The sequence below is a fragment of the Gynuella sunshinyii YC6258 genome, from assembly GCF_000940805.1.
GTDB lineage: Bacteria > Pseudomonadota > Gammaproteobacteria > Pseudomonadales > Natronospirillaceae > Gynuella > Gynuella sunshinyii.
Window position 1 is genome coordinate 4339006 of the sequence record NZ_CP007142.1, and the last position, 14366, is coordinate 4353371.

Below are 14366 nucleotides of genomic sequence, written 5' to 3' on the forward strand. Positions count from 1 at the left end.
TGGCCATTTTTTCCGGCTACTCTATGCCTCCGGTATTCACTCGGAACAAGACCACTTCTAACGGTATAAACCTGGTCTGATTCTCAAAGACTCTCTCAATACATTATCACTGCTGGGTTCTCTCCAGATTTTTTTGATACAGATTCGTCTGACGGATATATCGCCTAAGACGTTTTAACAACGACTATGCACGAAGGAAACATTGGAAAATGAATCAGGTTTTTACAACAGTCACGCTTTTGTTGTTCAGCAATGTGTTTATGACGTTTGCCTGGTACGCACACCTGAAAGAATTGAGTAATAAACCCTGGATCATTGCGGCATTGATCAGCTGGGGCATCGCCATGTTTGAATACTTGTTTCAGGTGCCGGCCAATAGAATTGGATATACGGTGTTATCTGTTGGAGAACTGAAGGTGATACAGGAAGTGATTACCCTGAGCGTGTTCGTACCTTTCTCATGGCTATATCTGAAAGAGCCTTTGAAACTGGATTACTTATGGGCCGGCCTGTGTCTGGTTGGCGCGGTATTTTTTATGTTTAGAAGCAGGATTGCCTGAGTCGTGGTCAGAAAATAAAACGATGACCCTCTTTATCAATGCGATGGTTACGTTGATAAAGTTGGTCGAATATAAACTAGAACGGCTGGAATACCCGGTCTCATCAACCGTCAATACCAGGTGGTTCCCATATGCACATTGAGTACGAAATTCTGGAGACATTTGAGATAACAGGCCGTGGTGTCGTGGTGGTCATTTCAGAGATAACAAACCATACCGTTGCAACACGCTACCCTGTTCAGGTTGTAACCCCGGATGGTAACGTACTAACGACTACAGCCAATAAAGAGTGGCTATTACGAAGGCAGTCCTCGCCGATTGAACAAGCGGGCTATTTGCTAACAGGATTATCACGGGATGAAGTACCTTCGGGATCACGTTTGAGATTCATTGAAGGGGAACCGAAAGTAATCCATTCCAGTCGTTGACAGTGTTCGGTATTTGGAGAATATTCTGTACAACTATCGGTTTTCCGGTGTTCAAAAATCGCATTTGACATCTTTTACCAGGGGGTAAGGCATACATGCACGGGTATATTATTTTTTTGCTGATCGCACTGATTACGGTATTAAGCCCGGGTCCTGGAGTGTTGTTGACCCTGACCAATGCATTGCGTTTTGGTGTATCGGGTGCCATTGCGGGTATTCTCGGCATTGCGGTTTCTACGTTCATTGTGGCCGGCATTGCAGCGACCGGTCTGGCAGTCGTACTGGCAACGTCCAGCCTGGCGTTCATGGTTATTAAATATATCGGTGCCGCGTATTTGATCTTTCTGGGCATCAAGTTGTGGAGATCACCGGCTATTCAACCGGATACCAGCGCTGTCCGGTATAAATCAATCAGCGCTGGATTCATTGAAGGCTTCACTCTTCAACTTACCAATCCGAAAGCGGTCTTTTTCTTTATTTCTGTGTTTCCTCAATTTGTCGATCGCGAAAGCGCGTTCCTGGGTCAGTTTCTGCTATTGGTCACAACCTACAGCAGTTTAGTGGTTATCGTGCATATCTGTTATGCATTCCTGGCCAAGGCCGCGCGGACATGGTTTTCCACCGCATCCAACAGCCGCATCGTCAACAGACTGGGCGGATCGGTGTTTGTTGCTTTTGGGTTCGGTCTTGCATCAGCCAGCAGATAATACGAAACCGAATATCTGTTTCGCAGGGTATCATTCCCATCCGGTCTGAGTTGTTTATGAATCAGAGTTTGATCACTATAAAGATCCCGGACATGGAACTTTTGAAGTTGTGACATCGGCACTCTTATGCCCAACTCAACCCCTCTGGCAGAGGGTAACTGCTGTATTCAATGTGAACAATGCGACGACGCCCTGGGGTTATGGCTCTGCTGGAGGCGTGTAGCAGATGAGGTCTCATCAACAACAGATCGCCTGATTTAGCGGAACATATAAAAGGTACCGAATGAAGAACGGTATGGTCGATCTCAGCCTTCGTCAAAATGCCTGACTTGTGACTGCCCGGTATCACTTTTAAGCCACCATTGCACTCATCTGCGTCATCCAGATGCAGGCGAAAAGTGATCATACTGTTTAATACCGCGAGATCAGGCTGCACATGATGCTGACCATCTTTTATGCTCCACGGGCCCCAACCTGAGATGTCCATGTGTTTTGAGACAGAAATGGTTTTGTCCTGATGCCAGGCAACCAACCAGTTTTTATCGACGGTTTTATCAAATACGATTACCCGGACAATTTGCGGAACATCAGATAAGTACCTGGCCGCGAAATCTGTCAAACGATCGGATGAAGCAAGTTCAAAGACCGTTTTCAGCTTTTTCTCCGCATTGCGAAGACCGTGTTTAGGATGCTCAGATGGAAGTTGCTGTAAGTCTTCGATCAATGTTTTCACAGAAGACTGGTCAAGAAACTGAGGGTGTTGTTCTAACCCATGCTCGACTATGTTGAATGACATTCTGATCCTTACTGTGTGCTCATATACCCATGGATATTCGTAGACCTTTGAATAGTTAGCTACGTCACTCTTAATATTCAACAAGGTTCGTGATAGTGAATCATGTGATGGCTGCAATAGAATACTGCTTGTTTCAGCATTTCAGACCTGCTGGTATGGTCTGAAAATGACAATAAATCATATTGATTCCTATGCCCGGTATCGGCTGTTAATACAGGGCAGCCCTAAACACCAAAATTCCGCACCAATGATTTTAATGTGTTGGCTTCCTGTTGCAGTTGTTCTTTGATTTTCACAGCTGATCGGGTCAACTGTGCATTACCGCTAGCACCGTCGGCAACATGGGTAATACGCTCGTTGACACTTTCGGATACCTGTTGCTGATCATGGGTGGCAGAGGAAATTTGCTGATTGGCAGCATTCAGTTGATGAATGGAGGTTATGATGGCATCAAACATTTGGCTCGCTGTACCTGCCTGCTCCGCCACTGAGGCTGTTAATGTCTGTGAGGTTCGCATGACGCTCGCCGCATTTTCAGAGCCACGCTGAATGCGTTCCACTACGGTTTGTATCTCAAGCGTGGATTGATGGGTGCGATTGGCCAGATTCCGAACCTCATCAGCAACCACGGCAAAACCGCGTCCGGATTCACCAGCCCGGGCAGCTTCAATGGCCGCATTCAGAGCCAGCAGATTGGTCTGTTCAGCAATGCTGCGAATAACTTCCAGAATACTGCCGACACTCTGGCCGTCAGCTTCGAGCTGACCGATCACTGAGGATGCTTTATCCATCTCGCCAACGACCTGACGCAGAGATGTCATCGTATCTCTCAAGACCCCCTGCCCGGCTTCTGAGCGATCCAGCGCCTCTTTGGAACTCTCCTGTGTCTGATTGGCAGATTCGGCCACTTCCAGCAGAGACGTTGCCATTTCATTAATAGCAGTGGCTATTTGTTCGGTACTTTCATATTGTGCCTGAGCACGCTCGTCGATGGTCTGCAGGGTACCACCAATAGTCTGCACAGAGTCGATGGTTCTTTCGGTACTTTGTGCAACCTGTGATACGACCGAATGCACGAGATCTAAAAAGGTATTCAGCAGTTTCGACAGTTCACCGATTTCATCTGTATGTTTTATCGTCAGCCGGGTAGTCAGGGTACCTTGCTTACTGGTCAGTTCTGCCAACAGGTTAATCAACGAACGAATAGGTTCAATCACCAGTTTTCCGGCCATAATAAAAATCACTATCGCCACCAGTAGCATGACAACCAGAGAAGTCAGACTGATAACATTGATTTGGGCAATGACGTTCTCAAGCTCTCCGGCAGTTTTTTCAACCTTGCTGTCACCCTCTTCTTCCAGCTCTCCGATAAACTGCAACATTTCATCGACGTGACGGCTGAGAACCTTAAGCTGCCCTACGTACTCTTCTTTTGGTGCATTCAACAACTGCTGGGTAAGATTATCAAACTCGGTTAAATAACGATCCAGTACCGAAATCTGCCCTTGCTGAATCAGACCGCTCTCCTTCAGCCGGGTAAATGCTTCGTCAGAAAAACGTGCACTGTCTTCAATGCGCCTGCCCGCAGTATTTTTATCGATGATTCCCACACCGAATTGTTGCAGTGTTATGATTTTCTGCTGCAAGCCTATCGTGCCTTCCATCGCACCATCCGCCGTGGACCATGCAGGCCCGGTGATAAACGCAATCGCATCACCAAGTCGCTTAATTGAGGTCATGCTCAAGTAAGAGGCACCCAGCATCAACGCAATCAATATTACGATACCAGTATATATCTTAAAGCGAATGGTCATAGTCGCTCAACGCTCCAGAAAGTAAGGTCCATAAGAACATGATTTATCTGATTAAGTACTAGACGAATCAGCCATAAATACAATCTTCGGATATGACTTCAAGGGAACAAAAGTGTTTCTGTATGTTGGTTAGGCCCATAAGTTCATTGATAAATAAAGGGACTTCTGAAAAATGGGCGCTGGCGATCAGCAGTCATTTGATACGCTTAAGGAGTTCGCCAAGGGCATTGGCTGGTGTACAGGAACAAGGATGAACTGACAATGACATGAGCATCGCCTGACATTCAAATAATGCCAAGACCAACAGCCACTCACTATTTATGGCATAGGCCGGATCAAAAAAACATGACGTTGACGACCACAAAAAACTTCAAATATCGTTTGTCTTGATGACAGCATAGGGCAACGGAATCCATAGCCATTGCCCAAACCATTGCCATCTTTCAGGAGATGTAATTAAACAAACTGAGACTGGAAATTTTTACAAAGGCAGATTGGGTTGCCTCCAACACAAATGTCTGCATTTCCAGCGTACTGACGGCGGCTGCGTAATCGAGATCCGATAACTGCGACTGTATGGATTGCGCCGCGAGGATGTTATCTGCATGCATGTTTTGTGTTGTTTCGGTGGTGTTTAATCGAGCACCGACCTTAGCCCGGACCGATGACAAATTGTCGATGGCATTATCAAGATTATCGAGTGTCTCGGCAATCAGGGAGGCATAGGCATCTGCATATTCGGCACTGTCGCTAATTTCGGTCAGTGCGTAATTGAACTTCTCAATCGTTGTGGTCAGCGCCTGTTTATTAGAGGTTTCAATAGTAAAACGGTCACCGGCTTTGGGTTCACCGGTAATCTGCACTTGCACGCCCGCCACTTCTATTGTATCGCCATTGGTAAATGGAATGTGTTCCAAACCATCAATGACCCGACCATCGGATTCCCGTACAACTGAGAAGTTACTTTGCGCCGGGCTTACATCAAGCGGATTCTCAAATACTATGACCACATCTTCCGGATAGTAAGCATCCAACGCTTCCTGGTCGAGGGTAAAGCCGGACGAAATCGTCGCATTACCCCGATTGGCCTCCCCGGCAGAGGTAAAAAAACTGGTGACACTGGAATCTATGCTTACGAATGCGTCCTTGCCACTGTCACTGCTGGCGACATAGCTGGAGCTGGAGATTTGCAGCATGCGCTGACCTTCATCACCTTTGTAGACTATGCCACCACCAGCACTTTGCTGAAATGGTTCGGTATCGCCGGCGAAACCGGAAAACAGATATTCACCACTACCGTCTTTACTGTTCATGAGATCGACCAGCTCTTCAAACCGTTCCTGTACTTCTACGGCAATAGCTTCACGTTCACTACTGGTCAGGACTGCACTGTTACCGGCCTTGACTGCCAGTTCGCGAACCCGGTCAATCACTTCTTCCACGGCTTGTAATACACCTTCTTCCTGCTTCAACCGACTATCGACCAGGGTTATGTTTTTTTGGTACTGGTTTGCCTGATTGATTTCGTTATCAAGCTGTAGAATACGTGCTGATGCGACAGGGTCATCCGACGGCGACAAGACTGACTTGCCGGAGGAAATCTGCTCATTACTTCGGTTGATCTGACTTTGCAGTCTGGCCATATCAGTTGAAGCGTTGTTATAAAGATAATAGGTGGTAACCCGGTAGCTCATAGTTCATTCCTCAAAAGGAGGCCAATAAGGTGTCAAACATTTCCTGTGCCGTCTGAATGGCCTGGGCATTGGCGTTGTACAGCAACTCAAACTGAATCAATCGCGCGGCTTCTTCATCCAGACTCACCCCTTGAATCGATGAAATCTGTGCCTGTGTTGCTTCCAATACTGCGGCGAAGGTTTCTGTCTGATTATCTGCCAGATTGGTTTTGGAACCGACTCTCTCTACCAGTCGGCTGTATGCTTCTGTATAAGTGACACCGGTTGAACCCTGGGACAAACGATCACTGGTTTCCAGTTCGACAAAATCCAACGCATTTCGGTTATCTGAAATACCATCCGAGTTCCAGTTGATATAGAAGCTGTCACCTGCCTCTGGATTTCCGGTGATTTCAAACTGAAAGCCAGTGTAGATAGACTTGGCTTCTGGCTGGTGAGTAAAAATTGATCCAGCCCCCGGATCCGCGCTCAAGGAAATGCCCGATGCCATGACCACGTCGACAGAACCACCGATGGTAATATTATTGGTTGCATCAGAACCGGTACCTTCCATAGTCATAAAAACTTTATAACTGATTTCGCCACGCTCATTGATTTCCAGATTTACGTCACCCGGCGAGTCAAGTAAGGCATTTATCTTACTTTCAAAATCAGCAATCATATCGTCGGCGGTATTGTAGTTCTTATCCATGGTAATCGTGCCGGTACGACCATCAGGCAGTTCAAACTCATATTGATAAGGCCCACCGGTTGAAAAATCATAACCAGTGTTGTTATTGATCATTCCCCGGGTTTCGCCAGCGATTGGATTTAGGACATATTCGTCACCAGTACTGATCTGCAGAGTATCACCCGGATCAACGGATGCTGCCGCACCGGATGGCAGGATCGTGCCGACTGAAGGCTCGTCGCCGGTAATAGCAACGGTAATGTCGTCACCGTTTTTGTCGTAGATTTTCAATGACTCACCATCACTGACTGCATATATTCCGGCTTTTTTCAGTTCCATGTGGGAATTGATACGGTCAGCCAGAAAATCAACTGTCAGGTTTTCCGGAACCTCTTCCGGATACCCCTCTTCAAATATGGCCTGGTTTTCAGCCAGGTCATCAACGGTGATCTGATATCCATTGATCCAGACCTCGAAGGTGTTATCTGGGTCATATGGCGTACCGGAGTTCGTCAGGCCGGTAATCTCCACAGTTGTCTGGGCTCTGGCTTCGACACCGTCGATGTTGGATAACTGCTCTGCAATCTCCCTTGCGGAAGCACCAGATCCGGTTATCACCGTATCCAGTTCAGTCACCTTCCCGGTTTCCGGATCAGTTTGGTAAAACTTAAAGGTTTCTGAATTAAGACCATTGTCCGTAGCAAGCCCCGGATAGCCTGCCGCCGTGTAGGTTGGGTCTTCTGGTAGCCGCGGGGAGTAACTGGACACCTGAGTTGCTCCTTTGTCGGTGGAGAATATGCTGTTAGAGACTCCCGATACAAAACTCAGATTGTTCATGGGTGGATCCAGATCGACCAGATTATCCGGATCGGTGGCATCTTTGATAGAATAGGTGCTCTCGTCGATAAACACGATGGCCAGAGGTGGTGTCAATTCTCCATCCTGTGAAAAGTATGAAGTGGATACATCCAGCATCTGTCCCTGATCGATTGCACCGCTACCGGTATTACCAAGACTGGTAGTCGAAGTGATCGGATACGCAAACGCTAACTCTTCGGCACTTTTTAAAACAACTTCCAGGTCATTAATGACGTGCTTCAGGGGTTGAATTTCAAAAGAATCACCTTGTTGAAATGAACCACTTTCAAGGGTGACTTTTAAACCATCAAAATAAATATCAGCCGGCAAGTCGGTGCCAACGGAACCTTCCGATACGATAGCCCCATCATCTTCCCGAATGACCTGATAGTTGTAATCCTCCGGGCCGGTGAATTCGAGATAATAATTGCTGGTCGTGAGCGACGTGGTATCTTCAAAATAGACCCCTATCACCCGGTCATTGGGTAATCGGTTTTCAGAACTGGCATTGACCCGACTGCGAGCGGCTTCGTCGGTATTCAAATCGGCAAAAATCGATGTACCCAAATTTCCGTACATATCCATTCCGGATGTCTGTACGGCATTAAGATCAGTAATCAGAGCAACTGCGACTTGTCCAAGTGAGTTCATAGTCATGTCCATGACCTCTTCACGAAACTGAAGGGTTCCCGAAATCGCGCCACCGTCCTCCATGATTTTATCGGTTATGTTGATACGCCCGGAACTGTTGACGAACATGATATCCACTTCACTGTTATCATACTCAGCAGTGGCAGCTTCCAAATGATTGGCTTCACCGTTTAAAACCAGCGCCTGACCGGATCCAATAAAAATGTTATAGGCACCGTTGGATTCACTAACTTCAATTTCAAGGAATTCAGACAGTTGCCGTACCAGCTCGTCACGTTGATCCAACAAATCGTTAGGTGGTGTGGTATCCAATGTGCCTTGGGCAGAGAGAATTTTCAGATTCAGATCAGCAATGGAATCCACTAGCGTATTGACTTCTTCAACCATAGCCGACAATTGTCCGTTTACAGTATCTGCCTGCGATTGAAGGTAGCCATGAATACTTTCAAACCGATCAACCAACCCTTCGAGTTCACTCATGACCACATCACGGCTGGGCAAATAAGCAGGGTTATCAGCGCTGGCCTGCAGCGAGGCAAAAAAACTGTCCATCTGCGATTGCAGACCGGTACTGTCTTTGGCAATCAGGGTATCTACCTGCTCGATGTTTTCCAGATAGGCAGAATACTGAAAATAAGTGGAAGTATCGCCACGCAACTGATCAACCAGATATTCGTCATATACCCGCCTGACCGTAACCACATTCACGCCGCTGCCAATATAGCCCGAGCCACTATATTGGCCGCTGGAAGACTGCAGAATGGCTTCCTGACGGGTATAACCAACCGTATCCGCATTGGCAATGTTGTGGCCAGTGGTTTCTATCAACGCATTGGCAGCTTTCAATCCACTGATGGCAGTATTGATCAAACTCATTTCGTCAGCTCCGGTTTAACTGTTCATCAGCCATTCGCTGTTCAACACATGCTTGATTTTCTCGGCATACTGCGGATCGGTGGCATAACCCGCAGATTGCAACGACTCAGCAAACGCTTCTGAATCAGCGCCACTGGCCAAAACTGTCTGGTAACGGGGGTTGGATTGCAGGAAATCCAGGTAGTCCTGAAAACAATCCTGATAGGAATCATAGGAACGAAATTGGTCGGTCACGCTGTAGAACTGGCTGCCATCATGCTCAAGGGTCTTGTGTACCGCCACATCACCCTGCCAGCCACCGTGAGCCTTGATACCAAATAAGTTATAACTGCTGGTTCCTTTGACATCTTTCATGACATGTTGTCCCCAACCGGTTTCCAGAGCCGCCTGAGCGACCAGCACTTTCGGTTCGATCCCCATCTGCCGGCCAACTTTTTCCGCTATCGGCAACAGGGTTTCGACAAAACTGGCCGGGTCAGCAAAACTCACCGGATCAATACTGTCGGTACGAACTTGCGGAGCAGTGATATCCGTCATATCTGTCTGGGTTTCATAAGCTGGCTCAGGCACTTCCGCGGATGCAGTGTCTGCAGACAGTTGAGCAGCAGGGATCCGATTGCCCGAGTACTGTTGCTGGAGCTGTTCAAAGATCATGTCCGCCAGACCGATGCCGCTGCCACTGGACAGCTCCTGAGACAGCTGTTCATCGTACATTTGCCGATAAAACTTACCTTCGTAAGAATTAAACTCACTGTCTTCAAACAACACTTCATTGGCATCACGCATGCTCTTTAGCATCATGCCGATGAACATGGACTCGAACTGCTTGGCCACCTGCATAACGGCGGCATCCTGGTCACTGCGGGCCTGCATTTTGATGGAATTCAAGCCATTCAGATCGTTATAAATCGTGGCATTGTGAGTGAGATCGAGTGTATTCATAGCGGCAACAGTCTGTTTCTGATATCCAGTGTTTTACAAAGACTGTGCCAAAGGCGGGGAAAAAGATGCCAGGATGCGGAATCCGCGTTTTCAGGGTTAGTTTTCGCTAATTATCGTTACGAGATCAATGACATCGGAACATAAGCCCTTTTTGGTTATTAATACATAACCAAACAATATTATTTTAGCTGCCGATATCCCGTAGAATCGGCCCGCTTAATTTGACCCTCCGTTTTAAGGAAACGAATGACTCATAAATCCCCGTGGGTATTGCTGCCCATTTTACTGTTCCTGGCCATTTTTATTGGTAGTGGCATATATTTTCAAAGTCAGCAGGCAGACATGGCGTTTTACCAGGTCTCGGCACCCGTTGCAGTGCTACCAGCTATTGTGCTGGGACTGTTATTGGCCAAAGGCCATATTAACGAACGCGTAGATACTTTTGTACGCGGCTGTGGTGACCCGACCGTTGTCACCATGCTACTCATCTTCCTGCTGGCTGGCGCGTTTGCCAGCATGGGCAAGGCCATCGGCGGTGTGGAGGCTCTGGTCCATTGGGGACTGAGCATCGTTCCAGCTCAATTGGTACTGCCTACCCTGTTCATTTTGACGGCACTGATGGCCACCGCCATGGGTACTTCCATGGGTACCATTGCCGCCACCGCACCGGTCGCGGTAGGACTCAGCGGCGCGACCGAGCTGTCTTTGGCACTCACCGTGGGAACGGTTGTCGGCGGCGCCATGTTTGGCGACAACCTCTCGGTCATTTCCGATACCACCATCGCATCCACCCGAACCCAGGGATGCAGCATGAAAGACAAATTCCGAATGAACTTCAAAATCGCCCTGCCCGCGGCCATTTTGACCATCATATGGCTGGCGTTTCATGGCGCTACGACTACAACAGAGGCAGCCTCCAATAGCAGTCTGATCAGCGTACTGCCCTATGCTACTGTGCTGATTCTGGCCATCATGGGTTTAAATGTTCTGGTGGTGCTGTTGATCGGTATTGTGCTATCTGGTCTGATTGGCTTGTGGCAGATTCCAGACTATAGCCTGCTGACCTGGTCTACAGATATTTACAGCGGCTTTTCCGGCATGCAGGAGATTCTGATTCTTTCATTGTTCATTGGCGGACTGGGTGCGCTGATGAAAAAAGGTGGAGGACTGTTGTGGCTGGCGGACAAAATTGATCGTCTCAGCCATCGCAGCGCTGATCCGAAATCCCATCGACGAGTGGCAGAGATCAGCATTTCCTTATCCGTTATCCTGGCCAATCTATGTACCGCCAACAACACGGTTGCCATATTAATCAGCGGCAGTCTGGCCAGGGATATCGCCGGCCGTTACGGGGTTGATCCGCGTCGCAGTGCCAGCCTGATGGACATCTGCTCCTGTGTCACCCAGGGAATCATTCCCTATGGCGCACAAATGCTGCTGGCCGCTTCCATGGCAAAACTATCGCCACTGGCCCTGATCAGTTCAGTCACCTACTGCTGGCTGCTCGGCGCCATGGTGATCATCTCCATTATCATCGGCTGGCCACAAAACACGGCACAGAAGAACGATTGAATCTGATGGTGTTCAGAGTGCCTGTCATGGTTTATTTGGCAGGCTCTGGACACACTTCCAAGGCTTGTAAATTCCATACACTCTGAGTTTGTGTCATTCCAACCCTCCTGACATGGACATCGTCGTTTTAAGCGGATGGGAATGGCGCAGTTTTGTCAGTCTAACGCCAGAGTTCGCCCAGCGGTGTTTGTTCACTGAAGTGCGTGGCAATTTGAGCCTGCAGTAGCTCGGCGCAGGCAAGCGCATCTGTATGGGCATGATGGGGGTGATAGAAAGGCAAATGATAACGCTGTCGGGCATCGGCCAGACGCAACGACCCAGGCTTTCGGCCCCTCAGACGCTGCCAGAAACCAAGGCGATTAACGGAGGCTTCGAGTGTCATGGTATCTATTATCGGGAAACGAATGCCTTCACCAATACGGCGCAATAGCGCATGATACAGAAAATTACGCTCCATCATACGGTAATGGGCGACCATCACACGCCCGGCCATCAGTTCCAGCAATGGCTCCAGATAATGGGTGAGATCCGGCGACCCGGCGATATCACTGTGAGTAATACCATGAATCACCACCGAATCATCATGCAGTCGCGAACGCGGACGTACAATCCAATGACAGGAATCGCGGTTATGAATTCGCTCCAGTGTCATCGGTACTACGCCGATGCTAACAATATCGCCCTGCTCCGCATCCATCCCGGTTGTTTCAAAATCCATCGCCAATAAAGGCACTTTACTGATGGGCGTTTCCGCTGACGGCAGGCCGGCAGAATAAAACTTCTTTAACAACGGAGAACTGGCATGTTTGGCCAACTCCGCATACAACTCTGGCCAGTTACGTACCGTGATATCGCGAGCGTGATGATCTGGCTCATCGCTGATCTGACTGGGACGTAAATACAACATCAGGCTGTACGCCCCGGTTGATAACGGAATTTCAGGTATTTCTGTGCGTTTGCCACGATCAGAAATGCGTCACGCAGATTTTTCCGTTCAAAATCGGAGAGGTTTTCCGGTTCGATATTATTGTCCGGTTCAATACCGGCATCGAGATCCAGTGCCTGATGACGGATACGTACCATGGCAATTAGCTCCAGTGCGTCGCGTAAATCAGGACCGCTGCCAGGAGAAAGAATCTTGGCATCGATAATATCCTGCAGGCGCTCAAATGAATTACGCGATCCCGAACCAATCGACAATGCATGTACACGGATTAAATCCGCCAGCGGAGCCGTACCGCGGCGTTTCATATTAATGGATTTATGATGATCGCCGTCCGCTTCCATCACAAAGTTTTTAAAGAAACCCAACGGCGGTGTACGCAACAAGGCATTACGAGCCATACAGGCGAGAAAGCGGGTGTTTTTGAGTGCTTTACGACGGATTAATTTATTTAATTGATCAGCCCATTGGGTTTCACCCCAGACACCTTCAAGATCAAAAAAGATGGCACTGTTGAGCAGAAAATGTGGCGTTGGCTGATCAATCCATTCACTGAAATATTGCTCCCAGACTTTCATGGGCTGACGCCATTTTTCATTGGTCGCCATAATATTTCCGGTACAGTATTTATACCCACAGGCAGCCAACCCATCGGACACAAACGCCGATAGTTTCATAAAATAATCATCATGCTGAGCCGGATCGAAACTGTCATCAAGAATAATCGCGTTATCCTGATCCGTCACAATCAGCTGTTCTTCCCGGGCCATGGAACCCATGGCCAGAAAACAATACGGTACGGGTGGTGGCCCAAGCGTTTCTTCTGCGAGCTCCAACAATCTCTGTTTAAAACTACGACCAATGACCGCCATTGAACTGCCGATCATGCGCGAGTTTGCGTCCTCGGCAACCATGCGCCGAAAGCAGGCACGTACATCGCTGGTGAGCGCGGTTAAATCGTCGACGGACTGGGCGCTGAAGATACTGCGCACCACAAATAAACTGTTCTGAGACTCATAACGGATAATATCCGGCAAGGTAATAACGCCGAGCGGTTTACCTTTGCGCAATACCGGCAGGTGATGCACGTTATCACGCAGCATTTTCAACATGGCTTCAAACACCAGCTGATTATGTTCCACCCACACCAGTTCGGCAGTCATGACCTCAGTAACCAATGTTTCAAATGGCAGGCCTGCGGCGACCAGACGACCGGTAATATCGCGATCAGTCACAATGCCACGCAGCAGGTTGCCGGATTCATCTGTAACCAGCAGCGCTGAAACATTTTCCTCGGTCATGCTTTGTGCAGCTTCCCGTACACTGGCGCTATAAGGTAGCAACACAGGTTCGCGACTGATCAACGTTTCAATGCGCGCGGTCATCAGTTCATTGGCATCTTCACGTCTTGCAACGGCCTGACGCAGACGAGTGTTATCTTCTACTTCCACCTGATCGGCGAATTCTTCATGATCTTCAAACGTATTCAGAAACAGCTCGGCTGGGATCAGATACAGTAAAGTATCTTCCAATGCCTTTACCGGAAAACGTACTCGACGGTTACGCAGCAAACCAAACTCAGAGAAAAATCCGCCAGCACTGAGGCGGTTATAAAGTTCGCCATTACGACGGTAAACTTCTACAGAACCACTGCGGATCACATACCAATCGTGCAATTCCGCACCAAATTCCAGAATCTGACTACCGGCTTTAAAATAAACAACATCAGTGGCCTGGGCCAGCTGTTGCAAAACGTCATCGGGTAACACCGAAAACGGCTGGTATTGTCGCAGGAATTCAAAAATTTCAATCTGTTCTGCCTGCATAATTCTCCTGCTCTCTCCGTCTGTTCTAT

11 protein-coding genes are annotated in these 14366 nt (G+C 48.3%); 4 read left to right on the forward strand and 7 right to left on the reverse strand.

The genetic code is table 11. From position 1 onward, the window contains the following. The first annotated feature begins 209 nt into the window (after nt 1–209). The 3 genes from YC6258_RS18030 (at nt 210) to YC6258_RS18040 (ending at nt 1695) form a co-directional block, all read left to right on the forward strand. Nucleotides 210–560 (forward strand): DMT family protein, encoded by a 351-nt coding sequence (locus YC6258_RS18030; RefSeq protein WP_044618164.1) that lies wholly within the window; start codon nt 210–212, stop codon nt 558–560. A gap of 131 nt (nt 561–691) precedes the next feature. Further along, nucleotides 692–988, forward strand: coding sequence for a hypothetical protein (locus YC6258_RS18035; protein WP_044618165.1), 297 nt, complete (start codon nt 692–694; stop codon nt 986–988). Nucleotides 989–1083: 95 nt separating this feature from the next. Next, on the forward strand, nt 1084–1695 hold the full coding sequence (locus YC6258_RS18040) for a LysE family translocator (RefSeq protein ID WP_044618166.1): 612 nt from the start codon (nt 1084–1086) through the stop codon (nt 1693–1695). A gap of 124 nt (nt 1696–1819) precedes the next feature. Here the strand turns inward: YC6258_RS18040 and YC6258_RS18045 are convergent, their stop codons facing one another. From YC6258_RS18045 to flgJ, 5 genes are all read right to left on the reverse strand, one after another. Continuing rightward, the gene (locus YC6258_RS18045; RefSeq protein WP_044618167.1) at nt 1820–2491 is read right to left on the reverse strand and encodes a phytanoyl-CoA dioxygenase family protein; all 672 of its coding nucleotides are present in this window, start codon (nt 2489–2491) and stop codon (nt 1820–1822) included. Nucleotides 2492–2715: 224 nt separating this feature from the next. Next, nucleotides 2716–4305, reverse strand: coding sequence for a methyl-accepting chemotaxis protein (locus tag YC6258_RS27520; protein WP_052830396.1), 1590 nt, complete (start codon nt 4303–4305; stop codon nt 2716–2718). A 443-nt stretch (nt 4306–4748) separates the two neighbouring features. Further along, nucleotides 4749–5999, reverse strand: a complete 1251-nt coding sequence (gene flgL, locus YC6258_RS18055; protein WP_052830397.1) for a flagellar hook-associated protein FlgL — start codon at nt 5997–5999, stop codon at nt 4749–4751. Nucleotides 6000–6009: 10 nt separating this feature from the next. Next, nucleotides 6010–9054: a flagellar hook-associated protein FlgK gene (gene flgK, locus YC6258_RS18060; RefSeq protein ID WP_044618168.1), complete on the reverse strand. Its 3045-nt coding sequence runs from the start codon at nt 9052–9054 to the stop codon at nt 6010–6012. A gap of 15 nt (nt 9055–9069) precedes the next feature. Continuing rightward, nucleotides 9070–9996, reverse strand: a complete 927-nt coding sequence (gene flgJ / locus YC6258_RS18065; RefSeq protein WP_044618169.1) for a flagellar assembly peptidoglycan hydrolase FlgJ — start codon at nt 9994–9996, stop codon at nt 9070–9072. 246 nt (nt 9997–10242) lie between these two features. Between flgJ and YC6258_RS18070 the strand changes: the two genes are divergently transcribed. Beyond that, entirely contained in the window at nt 10243–11568 is a 1326-nt protein-coding gene (locus YC6258_RS18070; RefSeq protein WP_044618170.1) for a Na+/H+ antiporter NhaC family protein, read from the forward strand. 160 nt (nt 11569–11728) lie between these two features. Here the strand turns inward: YC6258_RS18070 and YC6258_RS18075 are convergent, their stop codons facing one another. Both YC6258_RS18075 and YC6258_RS18080 read right to left on the reverse strand, forming a co-directional pair. Continuing rightward, a complete protein-coding gene (locus YC6258_RS18075) occupies nt 11729–12475 on the reverse strand; it encodes a 3'-5' exonuclease (RefSeq protein WP_044618171.1) in 747 nt (248 codons plus the stop codon). Then, nucleotides 12475–14337 carry a DUF294 nucleotidyltransferase-like domain-containing protein gene (locus YC6258_RS18080; RefSeq protein WP_044618172.1) on the reverse strand — a complete coding sequence of 621 codons (1863 nt, stop codon included), beginning with the start codon at nt 14335–14337 and terminating at the stop codon, nt 12475–12477. Before YC6258_RS18080 ends, YC6258_RS18075 begins: the two co-directional genes overlap by 1 nt. Nucleotides 14338–14366 lie beyond the last annotated feature (29 nt).

Bases quoted from the DNA above. Each gene is read 5' to 3' on its own strand.
- flgL (WP_052830397.1), bottom strand. From the start codon at position 5,999: ATGAGCTACCGGGTTACCACCTATTATCTTTATAACAACGCTTCAACT.
- YC6258_RS18035 (WP_044618165.1), top strand. From the start codon at position 692: ATGCACATTGAGTACGAAATTCTGGAGACATTTGAGATAACAGGCCGT.
- flgJ (WP_044618169.1), bottom strand. From the start codon at position 9,996: ATGAATACACTCGATCTCACTCACAATGCCACGATTTATAACGATCTG.
- flgK (WP_044618168.1), bottom strand. From the start codon at position 9,054: ATGAGTTTGATCAATACTGCCATCAGTGGATTGAAAGCTGCCAATGCG.
- YC6258_RS18030 (WP_044618164.1), top strand. From the start codon at position 210: ATGAATCAGGTTTTTACAACAGTCACGCTTTTGTTGTTCAGCAATGTG.
- YC6258_RS27520 (WP_052830396.1), bottom strand. From the start codon at position 4,305: ATGACCATTCGCTTTAAGATATATACTGGTATCGTAATATTGATTGCG.
- YC6258_RS18080 (WP_044618172.1), bottom strand. From the start codon at position 14,337: ATGCAGGCAGAACAGATTGAAATTTTTGAATTCCTGCGACAATACCAG.
- YC6258_RS18040 (WP_044618166.1), top strand. From the start codon at position 1,084: ATGCACGGGTATATTATTTTTTTGCTGATCGCACTGATTACGGTATTA.
- YC6258_RS18045 (WP_044618167.1), bottom strand. From the start codon at position 2,491: ATGTCATTCAACATAGTCGAGCATGGGTTAGAACAACACCCTCAGTTT.
- YC6258_RS18075 (WP_044618171.1), bottom strand. From the start codon at position 12,475: ATGTTGTATTTACGTCCCAGTCAGATCAGCGATGAGCCAGATCATCAC.
- YC6258_RS18070 (WP_044618170.1), top strand. From the start codon at position 10,243: ATGACTCATAAATCCCCGTGGGTATTGCTGCCCATTTTACTGTTCCTG.